Source organism: Mesorhizobium sangaii, assembly GCF_014207355.1.
GTDB classification, from domain to species: domain Bacteria; phylum Pseudomonadota; class Alphaproteobacteria; order Rhizobiales; family Rhizobiaceae; genus Mesorhizobium; species Mesorhizobium sangaii.
Genome location: NZ_JACHEF010000003.1, coordinates 905,333 through 926,473, shown reverse-complemented (window position 1 = coordinate 926,473; position 21,141 = coordinate 905,333). Strand labels below are relative to the sequence as shown.

The following is a 21,141-nucleotide window of genomic DNA, read 5'->3' as shown; positions in this document are numbered from 1 at the left end:
TGCATGCCGCCCAAAAGTGGCCCCGGTTTTGGGGCACGGCATGCATGGAGAAACCGTCACATTCGCATTGCAGAATTCAGGCGGTCGATCATGGTCAAGGCGTGCTGCTTCTTGTCGAGATTGTAGGTGTCGGTCTCAGATATAGCGTCCAGCGCCTCATGCCAAGTGTCCGACAGTGTTTTGGCCCGTGCGAGGTCGCCCGCCAGCGCTGCTTGGCTTGCCGCATCCGACAACAGCTCCAGCGCCCGGCGGTTGAAGATGTCGAACTGGATCGCCTGGTCGCGTCCGGCGACAGCCTCGGCAAGGCGAAACGCGCCGCCGACATCGTTCTTTCTTGCCGTCACCAGCGCGTCCAGCGTCGAGGCTATCTCCAGCCCGCCATATTGCGTCAACAAGATCGCGCTGCGCGCGCTGCCCCCTGCCCGCTCGGCCAGCGCCGCGCGCGCGGCAGGATCGTCCGGCGGCGGCGGTTCGGCGGTTTCAAGCACCGCCATCAGGTCATCGGCATCGAGCGGCGTCAGTCGCACCACCTGGCAGCGCGACCGGATCGTCGGCAGCAAGCTGCCCGGCGCATGGACGATCAGGATGAACAGCGTTCGTGCCGGCGGCTCTTCGAGATTCTTCAGCAAGGCATTGGCGGCATTGGTGTTCATGTCGTCGGCCGGGTCCACGATCACGACCCGGTAGCTGCCGTCATGCGAGGTCAGCGACAGGAAGCGGCTGACTTTGCGGATCTCGTCGACGGTGACGACGGTCTTGAAGCTCTTGGTCTTGTCGTTAGGCGGACGGGTCAGGTGCAGCACCGAAGGATGCGCGCCGGTGGCTATCTGGCGAAACAGCGACGAGGCCGGATCGGGAATGGCAAGGCTTTCCGGCGCCTGTGCGAAGTCCGGGTGCTTCAAGAGATGATGCGCAAGATGGAAGGCAAGCGTCGCCTTACCGATGCCGACCGGCCCGGAGAAGATCAGCGCATGCGGCAGCTTCCCCGCACGATAGGCGGCGGTGAGCATTCCAGTTGCCTGCCGGTGTCCGACCAGACGCGGTGTCTCGGAGGGCTCGGGCACGCCATCCAGCGTGTCGTGCTGCTCGGGAGCGATGCGCTCGAAGATCATGCCGGCGTTGCCTGCCTGTTTCGCGAAGGCGTTCTTGCCTCCAGCGCCGCGAACGCGGCGGCGGTAACGACATTCTCGACTGTATCGGGATCGGCGGCGGCGTTAACGACGATACAACGTTGCGGCTCGGCCGCCGCGATTGCCAGAAAAGCCTCGCGGCGGGCCTGATGGATTGCCAGCGTCTCCTTTTCGAAGCGGTCGGCGATCGCTTCGGTGCCACGCCGCAACGTCGCGCGCCTGAGACCCTCCGCCGGATCGATGTCGAAGATCAGCGTCATGTCCGGCATCATGCCGTTGATGGCGACCTGCTCCAGCGTCTCCATGAACGCCGGGTCGATACCGCCGGTAACGCCCTGGTAGACCCGGGAGGAATCCAGGAAGCGGTCGCAAAGCACGATGGAACCACGCTCGACCGCCGGCCGGATGACCTGCTCGACATGGTCGGAGCGCGCGGCGGCAAACAGCAGCGCCTCCATCTTCGGCCCGAATGGTTCGGCAGCGCCTGAAAGCAGCACATGCCTGACCGCTTCGGCGCCAGGCGAGCCGCCAGGTTCACGGGTGAGGAGGACATCATATCCCTTGGCGCGCATCTTTCTGGCCAGCCGCTCGATCTGCGTTGACTTGCCTGCTCCTTCGCCGCCTTCGAAGGTGATGAAAAATCCGCGCGCCAATCGAAAAGCCTTTGCCATGCTTGCGGGTGGTTATAGGGCCTTAGATAGTCCGCGTCGGGGCAAACGTCTATGCCGTCCGAGCTAACGCAGCCAGCCGATCGCCAGTTCCTTGACGGCATCGAGCGCGCGCTGCGGCAACGTGCCGACGCCGATCGACTCGGCGGCAAAAAGCGGCGTCTCCTGGCTGAGCGTGTCGCCGATCCAGACGCGAAGCGCGCCGACCGGCTGCCCTTCCTCCACCGGCGCGGCAACCGGGCCTGTGTAGACGATCTTGGCCGTCAGCTTGTCGCGGTTGGTGATCGGCAGGAAGATGGCGATCGGACCCTTGGCCTTCAGCGTCACCCCGGATTTCACGCCGCCAAAAACCTGGGCTTCGCCGACCACCTCGTCCTTGGCGAAGATTTCGGTCTTCTCGAAAGAGCGAACACCCCAGTCGAGCAGTTTTCGCGCCTCTTCGGCACGCTCCTTGTCGCTGGCCAGCCCGCTCATCGCCGCGATCACCCGCGTGCCGTTGTGGTTGACCGAACCGACGATGCCGAAGCCTGACGTCTCGCTTGCGCCGACCGCCAGGCCGTCGGCGCCGATGTCCATCGCCAGAAGCGGATTGCGGTTCCGCTGCGAAATCTTGTTCCAGGTAAAATCCTTCTGGCCATAGTAGCGATAGAAATCCGGATAATCGCGCCACAGATGCACGGCCAGCAGCGCCAACTCGCGCACCGTCGTCTGCTGGCCGTCCGCCGGCAGGCCGGTCGAATTGACGAAGGTCGATGTCTTCAGCCCGATCTGACGGGCGCGTTCGGTCATCTGCGCGGCAAAATTGTCCTCAGAGCCGGCCATGCCTTCGGCAATGACAATACAGCCGTCATTGGCCGCCTGCACCGTTACGCCCTGAATGAGATCCTCGAGCCGGATCGACGATTTGAGCTTGGCAAACATCGTCGAAGTTCCCGAAGGCGCACCACCTTTGCGCCAGGCGTTTTCGCTGACCACGAATGTATCGTCGAGCTTCAGGCGTCCGGACTTTATGGCGTTGAAAACCACTTCCATGGTCATCAGCTTGGCCATCGAAGCCGGTGGTATCGGCTTGTCGGCATCTTTCGAAAACAGCACCGTCCCGGTCTCGGCGTCGATCATGAAGACCTGTGCGGCCTTGGTCTCGAAAAGCTGCGCACTGGCTGGAGCCAGGGAAAGCAATAGCAGGCAAGAAAACAGAAGCCCGGTGAAAGGCTGGAGCAAGCGAAATTGCATGAAATTCGACCCGTTGGCCGGCACGTCCGGCAAGCCCGCGAAAAGTATCAGGCTTTTTCCGCGGCGGATCAACCGCGCAGTGGAAATCCGACCTCGCTTCCGCTCAGTTGCGCACAGCCAGCGCATCCGGCGCGCCATGCGACCAGGCTGCCTGCAGCAAATCATCCAGATTGCGGTGGCCATCGGGATAGAGATTGACCGAATACCAATCCTCGCCATCGAGTTCTGAACGCTGGATCTCGATCTTGCCGAATGCGGCAAGCTGAGCGGCAACGCGCTTGGCCTCCGCCGCATCCTCGAACGAACCCGCCGCGACGTAGTCGGTGGGCGAACCGGCCGACGGCGACTGACGCTTCCACGATTGAAGCAGGTCGGCCGGTGACATGCCGTCGCCGCCCAGCGCTGCAAAGGCGTTGGAGGCACGCTCCACCCGCTCGTCCGCATAGGAGAGCGAGGCCACGGCAAAAGGCGATTGCGGCGGCAGGTTGATCTCCGGGCGCTCCGGCACGATCGGGCCGAAATCCGGCAATGCCAGATCGCCATAGGCCTGCGACTCCGCCGGCATGACCGGCTGAGCCGTCCCTGAATCAGTCAACTGGCCCGGAAACGGTACGGCGGCGGCACCAACGGGAAGACTCGGCGACGGCCCGTTCATGGCAACCATGACGCCGGTCGGCAGTCCATCCGACGGATCCGGCGCCCTGTTGCCGGGATGGTAGGAGGCCATCAGATACTGGTCGTCATCGCCGTCGAGCGGTGCGCGGCCGACATATTCGACCTTCACCTGAGCGGTGCCGATATTGGCATAATCAAGCATTTGGGCGGCGCGCTCCGACACATCGATGATGCGGCCTTCGTGATAGGGGCCGCGATCATTGACGCGCACGATGACCGAGCTGCCGGTCTTGAGATTGGTGACGCGGGCATAGCTTGGCAGCGGCATGGTCGGATGTGCCGCCGTCAGGTGCGTCATGTCGTAGACTTCGCCATTGGCGGTAAGCCGGCCGTGGAAGGCGTCGCCATACCAGGAGGCCAGACCGACCTTGGCGTAGTGCTTGTCTTCCTTGGGATAATACCACCTGCCCCGGACCTGATAGGGCTTGCCGAGCTGGTCTCGGCCGCCGCCACGCTGCAGCCGCCCGCCCATGAAGGCCACACGCGGGCTTGCCTTCACGCCATATTCGGATTCGGAGAAATATTCCTTGGAGCGGGTCTTTTTGTAGACCATCGCTTTCGGCTCAGGCGACGCGCAAGCCGCCAGCAAAGCAGCCGATGCCGCCAACAACGCGACTGTAGCAACGCGACGAAGACGCGGGTGCGTCACAGCCTGCATGTTTTCAGATGTCCCCTACAGTCTCGATGAAAGACGCCGCTATTTTAACCGTCGCAGGTGCCAGTGCACTCGCTCGACAATGCCAACGACACCGTGAACCCCGATCCTTTGTGCGCAGGAATTGTTTATCACGGTATTAATTGATTATGGCCGGAACCGGGCAATATTGTGGCACGTGCCTTGGCAGCCGGCCGACGCTTTGCACACAGTCAGGATGGCAATACGCTTTTAGCTTGTGGCGTTGCGACCTTCATAGGCTCTGGCGCGCTGGGCCTTTTTGCTTCAAAGCTTCGAGATGATCGAAAAAGGCGGTCTGTTGATTGGCGCTGCGCGACCAGCACCCTCGCCGCGGCTCTCGTTTACGCGAGTGGAGTTAGTAAAATCGAACGCCGGCCATTCAAAAAGCCCGCCACCAGAGGCAGCGGGCTTGTGCCATGTGCCTAGCGCCTCATACCTGTGATTACGCCTCAGTACCTATAATAGTGCCTGTGGTGGTAGTGGTGCCTGTGGTGGTGTCGGTAGTAGTGTCTGTAGTGATGTCGGTAATGGTGGTGGTAGTAGTATCGGTGCGGGTAGTAATGCCGGTGGTATCGGTAATACGGGCGATATGGCACTGAGTAGTACGGGTCGTCGTAGTAATAGGGGCGATAGTAGGGGCGATAGTAGCCACCATAATAACCGCCGTGATAGCCCCCGAAGAAGGGCGGGAACAGAAATTGCGCCTGCGTCGGGGACGGGACGGCGGCTGTAGTGGCAAACGCGAGCACGGATGCGAATATCAGCTTCCTCACGGTTACCTCCAACGGTGCGATGGTTCGATCGTGAATAACGAGAATACCGGCCGACTTGTTCCTTCCGAGACCCGCGGCCCACAACAAAAGGCCGCCACCCTGAGGCTTTGCGCCGGCTCAAGCCACCCTGAGGCTTTGCGCCGGCTCAAAGTGAACCAGAGAAGAAATCGGCCACCGTGAGGCAGCAACATCACGAGTTCGCGATCCTGCGGATGAGCGGTGTTTCCAAAAGCGTTTAGTTAGTTCGCCGGGTGCTCCCAAGACTCCGAGCGCCCCAACAATCAAAAAACGCTTTGGGAGAACAACGATGAAACATCGCCTCTTTCCGACAATGCTGGGCTTGCTCGTAGCCTGCGCCGGCACGGCTTTTGCTGCCAATGTCCACACCGTAACCGGTTCGCCAGGCCAGCCCAGCCAAACGATTGGAACCACTGCAACAGGAAGCGCCACCCCTGGCCACGCCAGTTCTGCTCCGGGCTCAGCCTTCAACCAAGAGGGCAATGCGGGAACACGCTACGCGGGCGAGCAACCGCAGAACTCAAACAATCCGAAGAGCGTATCTCAATACGACGTGGCTGGCTTCCAGCAGTCCCACAACCATTAAGTGAACGGCCTGGCCGCGCAAACGACAGCCCGCTGCCTCACGGTGGCGGGCTATCCCTTTGTGCTTGGCTCGGCGAACCGCCGAACGAATTGAGAAGCGCGATCACCTCGTACTGGTCGAACTCCCGGCCGATTGCTTCTTTACGCTCGCGGCGGTGGTTGACGCGGCCCTCAATGCCGAACTACAGGAATGAAGCGCGAGCCAGTCGGAACGCCCTCGGTGCCAATCCGGTGCCAACAGGCCAAAAGCGGCGGGGCAGCGTAAAGCCTAAGTGATTGAAAAATCACGATGGAGGAATGGCCGAGCGGTTTAAGGCACCGGTCTTGAAATTCGGTCGCTGCCGTCCCTCGCCTTCCCGCCTGATACCTTCAAATCCTTGTCTGTCAACGCGTTGCGCCGCTTGGGCGTGCCTATTGTGCTAGGCTGTCCCGCCTCATACCGTAGCGTTGCGTTGCAAAAATCGTAGCAACTCGTTCACTGGCTGTTCTGGCTGCCTTCCGTGCCTTTTTTCACGCCGGCATATGAGGCAAGTGACCGCGTCAGCGCCGCAGACCTGGAAGCGATCAAATTGCTCTTTGCTGCGGCTGCTTGATTTTGATATCGCACCGCAGCCCCGTCAGAAACCGATCGAAAAATCGTTTCCCCACCTCTTCCTGTCCACACCAGAGAAACGTCTGAGGAGATGGGAAACCACATCTCGACAGTCGGGTCCGAAAGCGCGGCTTTGCCGGGATGATTGAGTTTGTAAGCGGGAAAGCTCGATATGATGAACGCCTTCTTCGGATTGGAGATTGTCACGATGTTGAGGTTCATTGCCTCGATTGTCGCGACAATGGACAGGTTACCTCTTGCAATTACATCGCCGCGCACGTTTTGGAGCATTCGACGCCAGGTCTCATCCTTGCCGAAGTATTCTCTTTCGTGGTCGTCCAATGGGCGATATCGATCCTCGTACTCACGAAGAGCCTTCTCGCCATCCATCCGGAACGTTGCTAGGCTGGAGAACTGCCTAAAATTGTCCGGCACACGCTTCCACTGGTAGTAGGTATAGATCGCGAGGAGCTGACGTTCGTTTGAATGAAGCGCGGCTCCTCGGTTCTGTTTCGCCATCTCCACGATGCGCGCTATCAACGGCGCCACAATGCTCTCAAGATGGGCAAAAGCGAGCTCAAGGTCGACGTTTTTAGATAGGTCTTTGTCAATCGTGGTGTAAAGCTGTCGTTCAAAGCAAACTTTGGAAGGTGGATTGTTGAAAACGCCTCGATCAGGAGTTCGGCGATCGAACACGTGCAAAACGCCGGCATCGTCAACGAAGTTTCGGAGAAGAAACTGCGGCACGAAATGATGGTCGGCTGGCAGGTTGTTCTTGGCCATATCACGGTAGTAGCAGGCGAACAAAAAGCCCGCCACCGTGAGGCAGCAGGCCAAGAGCTACCACCGCGAATACCCGCCTTTTGATATCCGGATCTTCTTCCTCCTCCGGCTCGTACGGTTGAGGCCGACAGCTTCACGACGCTCTCCCTCGATGCGCCAATGGGAGGCACCGACCTTAGGCGAATCGAAGTGCTGGAGGCTTTGAGAGGGAAAAATGCTTACCACCGGAAACCAGTTGAAAGCAGCTCGCGCGTTGATTGGCATCGAGCAGAAGGACATTGCCAAGCTTGTTGGCATCAACGTCAACACCATTCGCAGGCTGCCGGTACTGGTCCGATAGCCGGCAGATCTCAGAACGTTCAAGCCGTGCAGCGTGCTCTAGAGGGGCCTGAACCATGGCAGGCCGGGCGTTAGGTTGCGCACGTAAGGGCGCTCTAATAAAGAGGTTGTTTGTCAGCTAAAATGAGGGATCGACAAATGACCAACGACACGGACAACCACGCCGCCGCACTAGCCGAGCTGACTGCGGAAGTTGTTTCTGCATACGTGAGCAATAACCCGTTGCCGGCCGCTTCGCTGCCAGATCTGATCGCCTCCGTGCATCTGTCACTCTCGGGTCTAACTACGCCAGCAGCAACACCAGTTGAGCCACTGGTGCCAGCGGTCAATCCGAAGCGGTCAGTGTTTCCTGATTACATCATCAGCCTAGAAGACGGCCGCAAATTCAAGTCGATGAAACGCCACCTTGGTTTGCTCGGCATGACACCAGACCAGTACCGCGCCAAGTGGAGCTTGCCGCGTGATTATCCAATGGTTGCGCCATCCTATTCCAACCGCAGATCGGCTCTAGCGAAGGCTAGTGGCCTTGGCCGCAAGGCTGAGCCTGCCGCGCCAGCCAAGAAGGCGGCTGCGAAGCGGACTGCGAAGGCTTAGTTTGCGAGGCGTGCGATATGCGCGAAAGGGAGGGGCTTTGCCTGGATGGTCGATCTAAGGGAAACGCTCAAGGCCGAGGCCGCAGAATTAGCTTCCACAGAGGAACGGAAGGCCGGGAAACTACGGCGCAAACTTGCCGGCCTCGATGAAACTAGGGCAAAACTGAAACCCGAACTCGACAACACTGCCTCTGCTGCTGCCCGTGTGCATAGATATCAGCCCGTCATTGGTGAGACGCCACAATGCCCTGGCTGTTGGATATTGCGAGCAAAGTACTCGCCCATGGTCGGCCAAGGGAGCGGTGGCGATTTGTTCAAGTGCCCCGAATGCGGCCATGAGGTGCCTTTGAAGCCCTAAAGCCACCGGGAACAACGAAAAGCCCGCCACCGTGAGGCAGCGGGCCATTGTTTAGTGTGCGGAATGATTACAGCCCTTGCCCGCCCGATATGAAGCCGGGGAAGTCGTAATCGCCGGAATCGGCCTCCCGCTCTTCCTGAAGCTCCCGGTCGTCCAAGCCCTCGCCGTCTTGGTAGCCGCGTCCATGACCAGTCCAGCCTAGATCGGGCTCGCCTTCCGGGTGGATCCAACTGTTAGTTTCGACCTTGGCGGCGAGACGCTGGTCGACGTGCTCTATCCAGCCGAGTTCGTATTCGTCGGGCTCGCGGTCGTGCGGCTCGTCAAGCAGTCGCCGCCATGTTCGTTTTCCGCTTCGCGCTCGTCATGGCTTGGGAGCGTGGCGCGGGAGCCCGCCCAATCGGCCTGTGAGTTGTTGCCGTAACGCGAGACCGTCAACTCCCCGCTGCGTCCCCACGGGCTCTTCCGTGACGTAGGATGTCGTTCGCATTGAACGGCTGGCAGCGGCCCTCGTGGAGCATCTGTCTCTATCCGGCGATCAGGTCGACACCCTCATTCGCTGAAATCGTTAAGCGCGCCCTTGCGCGGGTCGAGGTTTGCGTACGCGACGCCTCTTCCGCCTGTCCGGTTGGGTTGAGCATGTCGGCTTGGATATCGCGCCCTGAAGGAGAAGGGCGAAACGATAGACCCTCGAGGGAACAGGTCGGTAGAGCGCACGCGAAAGTGCGTCCGCAGTCCGCTGGCCAAGTTCAAGCATGACATTGTCGTATGTGTCGGAAACCCGGCAATTGGGGCAAGATAAGAGGTCGGACCCTTGCGGCTCACTGACGCTGCTAAGGGGCACCCTGCATGAATTGCAGACAAGCTTAGGAGCGTTTTCGATCATCTAGAGAGAGACGTCTCGCTGTTTTGATCCGCGATGCAATTACGGTGCCAGGCGGGATTGACCCATTGCGGGACAAATCTCCAGCAGGCCCCGCCAGCGCGTGTTCTTGCCGGCCGCTACGCAGCCGAAAGCGCCTTGCGCGCGGCCTGCGCAAACACGGTCCGGGCGTCGGCAAGGATACCGCCAACACCGTCAACGCTACCCAGAATGCCGGCGAGTGAGTTGCCACCGCCGCGAACTAGCCTGGCGGGAGCCAGCTCTGCCCAAAGTAAAACGGCCGCCATGATTGGGCGGCCTTTTCTTTTTCAGGCCGAAACACGGACGGCGTCGGAAAAATCTAGAGGGATGCTAATGTTCCCTCAAGTCGGTCCAACCCCCCGCTTTGTCCATGGTGGTTTGGCGAGTTTGTTGTTTACCTGCTGCGACGTGGTTTGGTGGCGGCCAGCTTGTCTCTCTCGCCCTCTCCAGCTCCAACAATCTGATGTAGTAGGTATCAAAGGCCTCGCTGTTCTTCCGCTCCTTTCTCAGGAGATAAGGATACGACAGCGTAAAGGCCAAAATCGTGATTAAGCAGATCGGGCCCGCCATGTGGTAGCTGCCTGCAAGCCAATAGAAAAGCGCAATCACGCTGCCGGCTAGCGCCGCCCCCGCCACACTCCCCCAGATAGGATCAAATCTTGGCGGCGGCGCTACGGTGTCTGCCCGTCGCCTGGCCTCGAAACTAACGTGTGCAGCATCCAATCTGACAATTCCCGTTTATCGACGCAAATGGCCGGCGCAGGGGTTGCTTGGGGAAGCGAAGCCGCACCGGCCACTTTTGCGAGAAAGCCCCCGCGCTGATAAATGTATATTGTATTAGAGGTCGCGCAATTAAGACTGAAGTCCCTCGTATAATGGCCCTAAAGACCCACGTAATGAGCCAACCGCTTGCAGTCAAAGAACACCGGCCGGCGGTCGCGGATCGTTAAAATTGTCTGCAACCATCCAGCCCACCGTTCATTGTAGCAAATGGCGGTCGATTTCTTAGGAATGTAGCCGCTCGCATCGAAAGCCCGCCGCCGGGTCGCACCCGTGGCGGGTTTTTTCGGTAACAATACTGGCAAAAATAGCCGGCAATGCTGCCGGATCATTGCAACGCCGACCACTTTCGCGTTTCGAAAACGGTGACCGCTGCCTAACGGTGGCGGGCCTCTTCAAGGCACGAGAGCGCGAAGTACCCACACTCATGGCACTTGAACAAATTCTGGTCTTGTCTCCCGTGGTCAACCATGGGCTCCTGCCTTGCTCGCCATATCCAGCAGCGCGGGCATTGAGGCGTATCGTCAATAAGGGGCTGATACGTATCTAAGTGGGCACACGCGGCGACCTTGTCGTCCAGATCGGATTCCAGTTTTGCCTTGGCCTCATCGTGCAGGTCCAGCCTTCGCCTTAGGTCTCCGGCCTTCTTCTTCTCGTCGAAAGCCAACCGTTCGGCGTCGCGCGTGAGGATTTCCCTGAAGCGGAACATTGCTGATGGAGTGCAAATGACGCACGCGGAATGCAAGATGGCCCTAATGAGGTACACCCGAATGAGGTACCGCGAGCCTCACGGTGGCGGGCTTTTCAGTTTAATTCGCACACGGCCATTTGAATTGCGGCGCGGACCCATGCTGATTACCTGCCCGGCATGAACAAGATGAAGCTCACGATCTGGATCGTGCTGGCGGTGCTGATCATGGTCGGCATATATCTGTTTTTACAAGCGGACGCGCCCGATTGGTCATCGCGCATTTGATTGCCGCTACCCAGCCGTAGGGGCCGCTCCGATACGGGACCTCAGGAACCCATTGTTGTTGGGGCCGTTGACCGTGTATGACCCAACAATTTGGCGGGGTGCCTATCAAAGGCATCCGTGGTGTTCGCGTCGTTCATACCGTTCTGGAAATGTGCGATATCCTTACGGACGGCGATTGGCCATCTGGCGGACCTAAGTTCCTCGCCGCTCTGGCCGCCCTGGTAGAGGAACGCGTCGGCCGATGCAGCCCGAAACAGGTTCGAATCGCATTCATTAGCGCGGCGCTGGAAGCCGACGTGCTACCTGAAGCATTCATGAAGAATTGAAGTCACTTCCCGCGCTACCGGCATGGGCGCCTACTTGCTGTTGCGCTGAGATGGCCGCTGCCGTGCCCCAGGCAGCGGGCCTTTGACCAAGCCGGACAAGGATTTTGGGAGAACACATCCGGCCGGCATTTCCAACGAGGGTGCGAAATTTTGTTCCCGCGCCGATCGTATAAATTAGCCTGCGCTATTTTGGCTCTTGTATTTTAGCTAGAATGAATGCGTGTGGGTTGTGAAAGCAGGGGCTTCATGACCACAGACCTATTCCTCGCGGGCATCGCGTCATTGGCTATGCTCGTTCCGCGCTACTTCATCCTCAAGTGACTGTGCCTCCGGCTCTTACGTCCGCAGGTACCCAAGCCAGCCATCAGGCCGATTATTTGGCAAAGCGGCCCGCTGCTCTCCTACAGCAGCGGGCCGTCACTGGCCGGAAAGGAGCGCTAGCGGGGGAAGCCAGCATACCGGCCGCCCCGCAATTATTGCGCCTTAGTGGGGGGCTGTAAGGTCAAAAGAGAACACCTAGTAGCGCGACTAGCCCCTTTGGGTGGGCCGCCCGCCACTCCGCTCTTACTTCCGCTTCGGAGTGATCTCTTCGACCCGCACCTTGTCGCCGATCTCCTTCGCTAGGGCGAACGCCTTGTCCTTGGTCGTTAGAATGGTGCGCCAGTGCGGCTTCTCAAAGACGCTCACGACGTAGGTTGTCACAGGCTTGTCGGTCATCTTAAACGGCACCCCATCCGTAGAGTAGTGGCCGGTGCGGCTGGGCTATTTAGGGATGCTGGCGGGCCGCACCGGCCACTGCGGGATCGGGCGTGTTGGGATGGTCCCCCGCATTGCTAAAGCTATAAGCATATTAGCAACTGCGCAACTAAGCCTATTGGTCGGTCCGGTCATGGATCCCGGTCTTAGCCTGCTGCAGCGCCCGCAGAGTCCCTTGTCGCGCTCGAAATCGGACGTAGTCCCTTGGCTTCTTGGCGGCAATCCAAGAATTCACGATCGCTGATTTCACCCTGTGGCACCAACCCCAGCAGCTTTCCACTTTCCTTCGCGCTGAAATTGTTAGCCATCAGTTTCTTGTAGAGCACCAGCATCTCTGCGGGGACTGCGAAGCCACGCCGAAAGTCTGCCGCGGCTTTCGGGGTGCGGGTGATGCCCAACTGGCTGGCCGTAGCCTTAACAGAAGCCACGCTACAGTTAAGCCGTGTGGCTATAACTTTCGGGCTCTCGTTGTTTGCATACCCTTCCTTGATTGCAATCCGCCGTTCTGTCATTCCAACGCGCTGACGAACGCTTCTATCCATCTGATTTCTCCGAACTTTCCAGGAGATACAACAACCGTAGAGATAGGCTGTTCCACGCCACGGGCTTGGATAAGACCATTGCGTTTTGCCGATCAGACTTAAGTCCAACGTGCCCAGCGCTCTTCCTGCAACTAGGCCGTGAACCCATAAATCTGCCAGCGCACGGCTTGCCAGAGTCCGCTATGCCTCGATAGCGACCAAATTCTGCAGCGCAGCTAAATGACGCGAAGGGCCACGAGCCGACATCACGACCGCAGTCCGGTCCAAACCCTCAACCGATTGCCGAGGGCTAGCAATTGCTGGTTCCAGCCCGCCCTGATCGTTGCGGCAGGCAATTTGAGCAGGCATCGCGGCAGTGTCCATGGTCCTGATAGCCGAAACAGCGTAAACTGTTGACCGCTTATCGTGGAGGCGCTCCGTGTCTACCAAGCGCGTGGTACGGCAGCTCATGGCGGTCGTCGCGGCCGATGTCGCCGGCTACAGTCGGCTGATGGCCGCCGACGAGGAAGGCACGCTCGCGGATATGAAATCGCATCGGCGCGCCCTTATCGATCCCAAGATTAGACAGCATCGCGGACGGATCGTGAAGACCACCGGCGACGGCATGCTCCTGGAGTTCGCGAGCGTTGTCGACGCGGTGCGCTGTGCCGTCGACGTCCAGCGCGGGATGATCGCGCGCAATGAGACCGTGGCACAAGAGAAGCGCATCGAGTTCCGCATCGGCATAAATGTCGGCGACATCATCATCGATGACGGCGATATTTATGGCGATGGCGTCAACGTGGCGGCCCGCCTGGAAGGAATTGCCGAGCCCGGCGGCATCTTCATTTCCCGTCAAGTGTTCGATCAGGTCGACGGAAAACTTGCGCTCAGAGTTCGGAAACTGGGTTCCCGGAATCTGAAAAACATCGCCAAGCCAGTCGAGGTATTTGCGATCGATCAAATGGGACGATCGGACGAGGCGCCTGAACGCGACCGCGCGGAGCAGCCCATCCAGAAGGTCAAATATTGCCGGGCACCTGACGGTGTGCGTCTCGCCTATGCGATCTCCGGCAGCGGGCCGATACTGGTGAAGTCGGCAAACTGGATGAATCACCTTGAATACGATTGGGAAAGCCCGATCTGGCGACATGTCTTTCGCGGGTTGTCGCGTGACCACACGCTGATCCGTTATGACGCAAGAGGCAACGGCATGTCCGACTGGGACGTCGATGAGCTCTCGCTTGACGCCTGGGTGAGCGACCTTGAAACGATTGTCGACGCGGCCGGCGTCCAGCGTTTCCCGCTTCTCGGAATGTCCCAGGGCTGCGCCATTTCGGTTGCGTATGCCGTGCGGTATCCGGAACGCGTGTCGCACCTTGTTCTCTATGGCGGGTTCGCGCTTGGCGGCAAGAAGCGCGCTCCGGCCGAAAAAGAACGGCGCAATGCGATGACGACTTTGATGCGCCTCGGATGGGGCGCGGACAATCCGAGCTTCCGGCAAATGTTTACCGGGCTATTCATCCCGGGGGGAACTCACGAGCAGGCGGATATTTTCAACGAGCTGCAACGTAGGACGACCTCTCCCGAGTGCGCTGCCAGATATTTCGATGTTGTGGGCGATTTCGATATCACCCATCGTCTCGCCGACGTGAAGGTGCCGACACTTGTCATGCATGCGCGGGGCGATCTCATGGTTCCAATCGAAGCCGGCCGCCAACTGGCCGCTGGGATTCCCGGCGCCCGCTTCATCGCCTTCGAGGGCCAGAACCATCTGTTTCTGGAGCATGAGCCGGCTTCCGACCGATTTTTCGAAGAGATCAGACTTTTCCTGAGCGGCTGAGAATCGGTGGCGGAGAGGATGTTACGCTCAAAGTGGATTGTCCGGATTGAGTCAATCGCGACTGGGGCGAGCCGGCAGCGGTCCGGTCGCGTCCGCTGCGCCGCCGAAAGCGGAAGTCAATTCAGAGCATTAGCGACATGGTGACGGGAGCATTGCCGGTTGATGGCGCTGCCCAAGACGTGATTCAAGCTCCGAACCGGAGCCTCGAATCATGCGCTACGAACTCAGCGACTACGAATGGACCGCCATCAAACCTATGCTGCCGGACAAACCGCGTGGTGTTCGGCGTGTAAATGACCGTCGCGTGCTCAATGGCATCTTTTGGGTCCTGCGTTCAGGTGCGCCATGGCGCGACCTGCCGGAGAACTACGGTCCCCGCACCACCTGTTACAATCGCTTCGTTCGGTGGCGACGGGCTGGCGTCTGGGACCACATCATGGACGCACTGGCTGCCGGTCATGACGCGGCGGTGCAAATGATCGACACCTCCATCGTGCGCGTGCATCAGCACGGAGCCTGTATCGCGGACAACAATCAGGAAGATATGGGTCGCTCACGGGGTGGCCTGACCAGCAAGATTCACGCGGTGGTGGACACCAATGGCCTGCCGGTCCATCTCGCCCTTACGCCCGGTGAGGCGCATGACAACCGGCTGTGTTCGGTTCTGCTCAGCGCATTGCTTCCCAAGACGATGCTGCTCGCGGATCGCGGCTACGACGCCGACTGGATCAGGGAGCTTGCCCGCCAGCAAGGAGCATGGGCGAACATTCCGCCGAAACGAAATCGCAAAGACCCGATCTGCTTCAGTGCGTATCTGTATCGCGCACGCAATTTGATCGAACGGTTCTTCAACAAGATCAAGCAATGTCGGCGTGTCGCGACCCGATACGACAAACTCGCAGCCAACTATCTTGCGTTCGTCAAACTCGCATCAATCCGAATTTGGCTACGTGCTAATGAGTCCACGCCCTAGAAGACCCGCCAGGAGGTCGAGGGTGGCTCGCGTGACCATTCACGCCGCACGCTTCTCGCCTTCGCTCTGTCTCGTTTCGGGAACAAAAATCTTGGCCCGGTTTTTCACTGAATAGATTGCCGGTGCCCTTTCCTCCCACCGGACCTGATCGGGGATCAGGAAGTAAACTTTCGCCGGGCTTGAGGGAATTGGGGTTCCTCGCCCGGCGAGTTTCTTTCAATGCAGCACCGTGCGCCAGCGCGGCTTTTCGAAAACGCTCACAACGTAGGTCGTTACGCGCTTGTCGGTCATCCGCTCTTCACCGGTCCTGTTCCGAACCATTGACTGAATGTAGCGGAGCCGAAGTTATCAACGAGTGTTGTCCTTTCACGCCGCAGTTGCGACTGAAGTCCCATGAGGATGCGCAAAGGTCCCACTCGCGAAACATTAGTAAATCCTAATCATTGAAGGAAACCGACGAGCAAAGTCCCCTCTGTCGGAAGGGTGCCCGCCATCATTTGGGCGATTGGGCGATATGGCGGGCACCCTACTGCGAAGAGCAATAGCGGCAGGGACAGAGACTGGTGTTCCACTAGCGCAACCCCTGCATGATGAATTTGTAGATCGTGCCAATTTCCTCATCAATCTCCTGGCCGGGAATGTCTTGGGTTTCCGCCGCCCGTTTTGCGTCAACAGCCATGTCGATCACCAGTAGCACCGGATCGAGTATCGGATCGTCGGGTAGGTGCTCCGATATCCAATGGTAGAGAAAATCGCTACCGCGCTTGCTCACTCCTCCCGAAAATCCTGCAGCGAAGCGTGCCGCAAATCCTCTTCGCCGCGCAAGTGTTTTACACGGCCGATCAGCCCCGGCTTGACCCATTGTGCGTCGCCGACCGCCTCATCCCTTCGGTGCGGTGCCTGCGTGGTCCTGAACGCGCTCCCAGAGACGTTCGCGCATCTCGCGGTTGAGCGTGATGAGCCGAGCCGACATAGCGGCCTGTGCCTCGCTCGGCCATCAGGGCAAAGGCGGGCTTGCCAAGCTCGCGCTCGACGCCAGCAGATCGAATTCGGCCGATTGCGGGCGCTTCGCCTTCAGCCGTTGATTGAGGCGCAGCCGCGATCGCGACCTCGTCGCTGCTCCGAAGGGCTTTTCCCAGTCCATCGACGGCACGCGTGGGTGAATGCGCTTTGCTGGCGAAAGCCAAGCAGCCAGGCGATTTGAGAGATTTGCAGTTTTGGTTCTTCGAGATAGCGTAGGGCGAGATCACGCCGCAGTTCGTCCAGTATTTCTCGAAAGCTCAACCCTGCTGCAGCCAAACGGCGGGCGAATGTCCTTTCGCTGAGCCCAAGCTGCTCGGCGACCGCTTTCGCCTGCGCTTCGGCGTGAGGCAACAAAGGCGCAATGGCGTTCTCCACAACCGTTCGGAAAGGGCTCACATTGGCCGCGCGAAGCGCCATGGCCTCCTCGCAGCTCTTGAGCATCAGCTCGTGCAGAAATGGGTCAGCTCCAACCATAGGGAGGTCCATTGATGCAGCGTCGAAACTCAGTCCGTCTGCATGGGCGTCGAACTCGACCTCGCAACTCAACAGCTTTCGTATCCGCGGCAGATGGTCTGACCTATGGTGGACGAAACTCACTGCAATCGGAACGAGCATTCGCCCGACCAGCAGCCGGCAAAGTCGCAGCACGACCAGAGTGAAGAACTCCATCTGATGCCGGTCCAGGTGCCGCGGCACCCCCGTATAAGAAAGACCCACTCGGCAGACGGTGCCGGTGTGAATCCGTGCGACCAGCCCCTCATTACCGACGCAAATGTACCGCTCAAGCCGCCTGAGAGCGTCGCCGAGCTGGTTCGATGAAGCAGCTACATAGTAAAGCAAGCTCAATTCGCGCAAGTCGACCTTCTCGGCTAGGCTGAACCCGAAAAAATCGTCTCCGACTTCGTGTGCGGCCAATTCAAGAAATTCAATTTGGGAAACGACACTGATCCGGTCGCGCCGATCAAGCGCCGCCGCAGACAGGCCTGCCCGCGCTAGCAACCGCGCGGGATCGATATTGCGTCGCTCAAGCTCTGTAGAGGCCAAGCGTGCGGCCAAACCTGCTGCAGTTGGTATCGCTGCCAGTCTTCGAACGGCCGTTGCACACTGTTCGACCACTGGCGCACACCTTTTCGGACCCGCTCGATCCTCACATTATGAACCTTGGCAGCTAAGCGCAAATACTTGTCACAGCGCCGCAAGATCGACTCAGACGAATCATCGATAGGAACGATCCGCAGGAAAAAGATCCAGCCGCAGTCGCTGAACGGCCGGCGGGAACTGGGACGTGTTTTCGCAGACCTGTTCCTGCGACTGACGGCAGGACACCTGCGGCGAGGAGGCGGCGGCGCAAGGGGATCTAACTTTGCGCCGCTGTCCTCCGAGCCGGTTAAAGCATGAAGAAATTGGCCGGGACGCGAGGTCAGACGGCGCCCAGGCGGTCGAACGGGCTATCCGCACTTAAGGATCTGCGCCTTGGCACCAATCAGCAAGATTTTGGCGTCGCGACGCAACTGGCTATGCCGCAACGTTCCCATCTAGCTGTTCATTCGAGCCAACCGAACCCAATCTTCATAGAGCTGTGACAAACTAAAATGTCAGATAGATTTCGGTTGGACGTCGCCCTCTACGTCGCACATGCGGCGCGCGTGGGACGCAAGGTCACTTATGGTGAGCTGAGTGCCAAGTTTGGCGACCTGCCAAACGGCTGGGGGTCAATCCTTGCGGTAATAGCCAGCCGGCTGCGCAAACGTGGCTGCCCGCTATTGCCTGTGCTGGTGGTTGCTGTGGACACAGGGCTGCCGTGCGAAACAATTTATCGCCAGTTTGGGCTGGAGGGTGTGGCGGCGACGCGCAGAGAACAGCAGAAGTGCTACGATTTCAACTGGTCTGAGTTCTTTTTCGGCCGGATCTCGACGGTAAGTTGGTTCATGCTCGCTAGGAACCGGGGCCTACTGCCGAAGCACCGACCTATCCGAACCCACCGACCCCCCGAGCCGCGGCAGCGCGTTCTTCGGCCTCAAGGTGGCCAACCCGAGACTTGAGCCATGATTTGCTCCGCCGCTTTCCTGCGCCCACTCGCTACTCGATCTTCTTCGGCGCCGTCGGCGACAGGGCGAAGCCGGCCCAGAAGTTCCACCCCTCGGGCCGATTTTGGGCCCCGAACTCCCAGTAGGCTTTCACGTTGAGCGCGCCCTGCATCTTGTCGCCGACGGGAAACAGGTAGCCGACCTGCGGGCCGATGCCGGCGACGCGCGACTTGAAGTCGCCGAGCGTCGCTGCGCTGCCGCTGTCGCCGGTGATCTGCTGGTAGTAGTAGCCGGCCGCCCGACGAAGAACTGCTCGTTGAGAAACTGCGCGGCGCCCCAGTCGATGTGCATGTCGACGCCGCTTTGATAGTCGGTGTCGGGGTTCTCGAGATTGTAGGTGAAGCCGAGCACCGCGGAGGCTTCGCGGCCGGTTGCCGGATTGAAGTAAGTGTAGCCGCCGCCGACATCGATTGCACCGTGCCCGATCCCGAGATTGGCGAGGCGCCCCGCCTCATAGGAGCCGACCGGAATGTCGCCAGCGACATAGGTCATGTAGTTATGAACACCGCTGTTCCACTTCAGTGTCGCGGTCGGATAAAGATCGCCGAAGGCGGTAAGCCGATCCGTTGCGCTGCCCGACAGCGTATTGCCGTTCGGTCCCGTCAGCACCGCATCGACCGAAGCCTCGTTGCGCCCCCCGACCGCCATCATGCTCAGTGTCAATTGCCCGTCGATCACGGGGGCTGCAAATGTGTAGGACGGCCCGAAGAGCACGAGGTTAGCGTTGGCATCCAGGCCGGCGTCGATCCGACCGCCGCGCGAGAACTGCTGGTCAGCACCGGCGGCAAGCGATGCATGATAATAGACCGCAGCCCAGGACCAGCCTGGCTCCGTTGGGATTGCGGCGAAGCTACCGTACTGGCCGGGCAACCAGAAGCTGATCCCGCCTTCGTCGGCGAACGCCGGTCCGGCGGGAGGCAAGGCGCTCAGCCCCAGGCCGACAGCAAGAAACCGATTGCGGAGCATAATCCCCCTCCAATGTTGCCAGGCGGCGGAACATCGCCGCTTGGTCGGCAATTAGTTGCCAAATTCCGTCAGGTTGACAGGCTTGGGATTGGGATATTTCTCCAGCGTCTTCAGATAGTCGCCGATCACCTTCAAATAGGGGCCGATCACCCAGGCGCTGGTGCCAAAAACGTTGTTCTCCTCACGCGGGTCCGCCTCGATGTTGAAGAGCGCGGGGAAGCCATTCCCCTCCTGGCGGATGCCCAGGAGGCCGTACATGGCCGGATTGCCGGACGAAGGGGCGAACTGTTTCGGGTAGATCCGATAGTTGCGCCAGCGCACCGCCGCGACCTCCGTGCCGATGAAGCTGAGCAAGCTCTCGCGGTTGGACTTCGGCTGCTTGCCGGTGAAGAACCCTCCCTGGTCCACGCCGTCTATGGGCCGGTCCGTCGGGATCTTTGCGCCGATGATTCCGGCAAGTGTCGGGAACCAGTCATGGACCGAGACCATCTCGTTGCTCGCGCGCGGCGCGATGTGTCCCGGCCACTTAATCATGCCGATGGTGCGGATCGAGCCTTCCAGAGCATCACCGAGTTCGCCGCGGAACGGACCGTTGGAACCAGCGCGTGTCTCGGACGGGCCTGACGTCGGCGCCGCCGCGTTGTCCGAGAGCCAAAGGACGATGGTGTTGTCCTCGACGCCCGCGGCCTTGATGGCGTCCAGCACCTGGCCGCTGCGGTAATCAAGTTCCATGATCGCGTCACCATAGACACCGATGCGCGACTTGCCCGCGAACTCAGGTGCCGTATGGAGCGGGTAGTGGGTGTTCGTGAAGCCCACGTACATGAAGAAAGGCTGCTTCGCTTTCGCTTCCCGCTCGATAAAGTCCACCGATGCCTTCGCGATATCCGCTTCGACTCGCGCGCGGTACTCGAGGGTGTAGGGCCGCACCTTCTTCAGGTTGCCGTTCGCTTCGGACTCCCAGATATACGGCTCGGTGGCGGCGATGGCGGCTTCCGGCATCCCGGCGCGCTGCATGCTGTCGCGATACAAGATGCCGTCGGTCGTTTCCAGCACGCCCACGTGGTACTCGTCGAAGCCCTGTCGAGTGGGCCAACTGATCTCGCTCGCCCCGAGATGCCACTTGCCGGCGGCGGCGGTGGCGTAACCCTGGCTCTTGAACAGCTCACCGAGGGTCACTTCGCCGGGCTGGAGGGTGTTCGGCGTGCCCCCGATGATGACCGTGCTGAGACCCACCCGCTGCGAATAGCGCCCGGTCATGAGCGCCGTGCGCGAGGGCGTGCAGGCCGGCTCCACCAGATATTGCGTCAGGCGCAGACCCTGGCTTGCCAGTTCATCGATGCGAGGGGTTGGCATTCCCCTGATCTCGCCGGCGCCATAGGCGCCGATGTCGCCGTAGCCGACATTGTCACCGAGCATGATGACGACGTTCGGCTTGGACGGCTCCTGAGCCATGGCACCACTGGCGGCTGTCGCCAGCAGTGCGGCAAGCAATATCCGTTTCATGCACCTTCTCCCCTAACGGCGTGAAACCTGCGCGGAAGTCTGGCGCACGGCGCGCCAGAC

Annotated in this window: 18 protein-coding genes and 1 pseudogene; 8 read left to right on the top strand and 11 right to left on the bottom strand. The window is 59.8% G+C overall.

The window, feature by feature from the left end; genetic code table 11:
* Positions 1 to 56: 56 nt before the first annotated feature.
* From HNQ71_RS19570 to HNQ71_RS19555, 4 genes are all read right to left on the bottom strand, one after another.
* Positions 57 to 1,112 carry a DNA polymerase III subunit delta' gene (locus HNQ71_RS19570; RefSeq protein WP_184874291.1) on the bottom strand — a complete coding sequence of 352 codons (1,056 nt, stop codon included), beginning with the start codon at positions 1,110 to 1,112 and terminating at the stop codon, positions 57 to 59.
* On the bottom strand, positions 1,109 to 1,783 hold the full coding sequence (gene tmk, locus HNQ71_RS19565; RefSeq protein ID WP_184874290.1) for a dTMP kinase: 675 nt from the start codon (positions 1,781 to 1,783) through the stop codon (positions 1,109 to 1,111). Before tmk ends, HNQ71_RS19570 begins: the two co-directional genes overlap by 4 nt.
* Positions 1,784 to 1,864: 81 nt before the next feature.
* Positions 1,865 to 3,031, bottom strand: coding sequence for a D-alanyl-D-alanine carboxypeptidase family protein (locus tag HNQ71_RS19560; RefSeq protein WP_184874289.1), 1,167 nt, complete (start codon positions 3,029 to 3,031; stop codon positions 1,865 to 1,867).
* Positions 3,032 to 3,134: 103 nt separating this feature from the next.
* Complete coding sequence (locus HNQ71_RS19555) at positions 3,135 to 4,364, bottom strand: septal ring lytic transglycosylase RlpA family protein (RefSeq protein ID WP_184874288.1); 1,230 nt, start codon at positions 4,362 to 4,364, stop codon at positions 3,135 to 3,137.
* A gap of 1,098 nt (positions 4,365 to 5,462) precedes the next feature.
* Between HNQ71_RS19555 and HNQ71_RS19550 the strand changes: the two genes are divergently transcribed.
* On the top strand, positions 5,463 to 5,759 hold the full coding sequence (locus HNQ71_RS19550) for an adenylate cyclase (protein WP_184874287.1): 297 nt from the start codon (positions 5,463 to 5,465) through the stop codon (positions 5,757 to 5,759).
* A gap of 474 nt (positions 5,760 to 6,233) precedes the next feature.
* On the opposite strand, the gene HNQ71_RS19545 is transcribed toward HNQ71_RS19550, so the two are convergent.
* On the bottom strand, positions 6,234 to 7,187 hold the full coding sequence (locus HNQ71_RS19545) for a DUF4238 domain-containing protein (RefSeq protein WP_184874286.1): 954 nt from the start codon (positions 7,185 to 7,187) through the stop codon (positions 6,234 to 6,236).
* Between the two features lie 160 nt (positions 7,188 to 7,347).
* Here HNQ71_RS19545 and HNQ71_RS35695 point away from each other — a divergent pair, with 160 nt between their 5' ends.
* The 4 genes from HNQ71_RS35695 to HNQ71_RS19525 all read left to right on the top strand — a co-directional run bounded on the left by HNQ71_RS35695 (position 7,348) and on the right by HNQ71_RS19525 (position 11,406).
* Positions 7,348 to 7,473, top strand: coding sequence for a hypothetical protein (locus tag HNQ71_RS35695; protein WP_343068187.1), 126 nt, complete (start codon positions 7,348 to 7,350; stop codon positions 7,471 to 7,473).
* A gap of 137 nt (positions 7,474 to 7,610) precedes the next feature.
* Positions 7,611 to 8,066, top strand: a complete 456-nt coding sequence (locus HNQ71_RS19535; protein ID WP_184874285.1) for a Ros/MucR family transcriptional regulator — start codon at positions 7,611 to 7,613, stop codon at positions 8,064 to 8,066.
* A gap of 577 nt (positions 8,067 to 8,643) precedes the next feature.
* Positions 8,644 to 8,844 carry a hypothetical protein gene (locus HNQ71_RS19530; RefSeq protein WP_184874284.1) on the top strand — a complete coding sequence of 67 codons (201 nt, stop codon included), beginning with the start codon at positions 8,644 to 8,646 and terminating at the stop codon, positions 8,842 to 8,844.
* Between the two features lie 2,313 nt (positions 8,845 to 11,157).
* Positions 11,158 to 11,406, top strand: coding sequence for a DUF982 domain-containing protein (locus HNQ71_RS19525; protein ID WP_184874283.1), 249 nt, complete (start codon positions 11,158 to 11,160; stop codon positions 11,404 to 11,406).
* Positions 11,407 to 11,970: 564 nt separating this feature from the next.
* Here HNQ71_RS19525 and HNQ71_RS19520 read toward each other — a convergent pair.
* The gene (locus HNQ71_RS19520) at positions 11,971 to 12,123 is read right to left on the bottom strand and encodes a hypothetical protein (RefSeq protein ID WP_184874282.1); all 153 of its coding nucleotides are present in this window, start codon (positions 12,121 to 12,123) and stop codon (positions 11,971 to 11,973) included.
* A gap of 185 nt (positions 12,124 to 12,308) precedes the next feature.
* Positions 12,309 to 12,704: a hypothetical protein gene (locus tag HNQ71_RS19515; RefSeq protein ID WP_184874281.1), complete on the bottom strand. Its 396-nt coding sequence runs from the start codon at positions 12,702 to 12,704 to the stop codon at positions 12,309 to 12,311.
* Positions 12,705 to 13,152: 448 nt separating this feature from the next.
* Here HNQ71_RS19515 and HNQ71_RS19510 point away from each other — a divergent pair, with 448 nt between their 5' ends.
* Positions 13,153 to 14,526 (top strand): alpha/beta fold hydrolase, encoded by a 1,374-nt coding sequence (locus tag HNQ71_RS19510; protein ID WP_210266332.1) that lies wholly within the window; start codon positions 13,153 to 13,155, stop codon positions 14,524 to 14,526.
* A gap of 211 nt (positions 14,527 to 14,737) precedes the next feature.
* Complete coding sequence (locus HNQ71_RS19505) at positions 14,738 to 15,499, top strand: IS5 family transposase (RefSeq protein WP_184874280.1); 762 nt, start codon at positions 14,738 to 14,740, stop codon at positions 15,497 to 15,499.
* A 571-nt stretch (positions 15,500 to 16,070) separates the two neighbouring features.
* Here HNQ71_RS19505 and HNQ71_RS19500 read toward each other — a convergent pair.
* Positions 16,071 to 16,271 (bottom strand): DUF768 domain-containing protein, encoded by a 201-nt coding sequence (locus HNQ71_RS19500; RefSeq protein ID WP_184874279.1) that lies wholly within the window; start codon positions 16,269 to 16,271, stop codon positions 16,071 to 16,073.
* A gap of 184 nt (positions 16,272 to 16,455) precedes the next feature.
* Between HNQ71_RS19500 and HNQ71_RS35530 the strand changes: the two genes are divergently transcribed.
* The gene (locus tag HNQ71_RS35530) at positions 16,456 to 16,584 is read left to right on the top strand and encodes a hypothetical protein (RefSeq protein WP_281391388.1); all 129 of its coding nucleotides are present in this window, start codon (positions 16,456 to 16,458) and stop codon (positions 16,582 to 16,584) included.
* Here the strand turns inward: HNQ71_RS35530 and HNQ71_RS19495 are convergent.
* From HNQ71_RS19495 to HNQ71_RS19485, 3 genes and pseudogenes are all read right to left on the bottom strand, one after another.
* Complete coding sequence (locus HNQ71_RS19495) at positions 16,574 to 17,566, bottom strand: AraC family transcriptional regulator (RefSeq protein WP_246461650.1); 993 nt, start codon at positions 17,564 to 17,566, stop codon at positions 16,574 to 16,576. The two genes, HNQ71_RS35530 and HNQ71_RS19495, sit on opposite strands and share 11 nt — an antisense overlap.
* Positions 17,567 to 18,601: 1,035 nt before the next feature.
* Positions 18,602 to 19,575, bottom strand: a pseudogene (locus HNQ71_RS19490) (SphA family protein).
* Between the two features lie 51 nt (positions 19,576 to 19,626).
* Entirely contained in the window at positions 19,627 to 21,081 is a 1,455-nt protein-coding gene (locus tag HNQ71_RS19485) for an arylsulfatase (protein WP_184874277.1), read from the bottom strand.
* Positions 21,082 to 21,141 lie beyond the last annotated feature (60 nt).

Coding starts and splice junctions, on each gene's coding strand:
- HNQ71_RS19570 (WP_184874291.1), bottom strand. CDS start 1,112: ATGATCTTCGAGCGCATCGCTCCCGAGCAGCACGACACGCTGGATGGC.
- HNQ71_RS19560 (WP_184874289.1), bottom strand. CDS start 3,031: ATGCAATTTCGCTTGCTCCAGCCTTTCACCGGGCTTCTGTTTTCTTGC.
- HNQ71_RS19555 (WP_184874288.1), bottom strand. CDS start 4,364: ATGCAGGCTGTGACGCACCCGCGTCTTCGTCGCGTTGCTACAGTCGCG.
- HNQ71_RS19550 (WP_184874287.1), top strand. CDS start 5,463: ATGAAACATCGCCTCTTTCCGACAATGCTGGGCTTGCTCGTAGCCTGC.
- HNQ71_RS35695 (WP_343068187.1), top strand. CDS start 7,348: ATGCTTACCACCGGAAACCAGTTGAAAGCAGCTCGCGCGTTGATTGGC.
- HNQ71_RS19535 (WP_184874285.1), top strand. CDS start 7,611: ATGACCAACGACACGGACAACCACGCCGCCGCACTAGCCGAGCTGACT.
- HNQ71_RS19525 (WP_184874283.1), top strand. CDS start 11,158: ATGACCCAACAATTTGGCGGGGTGCCTATCAAAGGCATCCGTGGTGTT.
- HNQ71_RS19520 (WP_184874282.1), bottom strand. CDS start 12,123: ATGACCGACAAGCCTGTGACAACCTACGTCGTGAGCGTCTTTGAGAAG.
- HNQ71_RS19515 (WP_184874281.1), bottom strand. CDS start 12,704: ATGGATAGAAGCGTTCGTCAGCGCGTTGGAATGACAGAACGGCGGATT.
- HNQ71_RS19510 (WP_210266332.1), top strand. CDS start 13,153: ATGGCGGTCGTCGCGGCCGATGTCGCCGGCTACAGTCGGCTGATGGCC.
- HNQ71_RS19505 (WP_184874280.1), top strand. CDS start 14,738: ATGCGCTACGAACTCAGCGACTACGAATGGACCGCCATCAAACCTATG.
- HNQ71_RS35530 (WP_281391388.1), top strand. CDS start 16,456: ATGAGCCGAGCCGACATAGCGGCCTGTGCCTCGCTCGGCCATCAGGGC.
- HNQ71_RS19485 (WP_184874277.1), bottom strand. CDS start 21,081: ATGAAACGGATATTGCTTGCCGCACTGCTGGCGACAGCCGCCAGTGGT.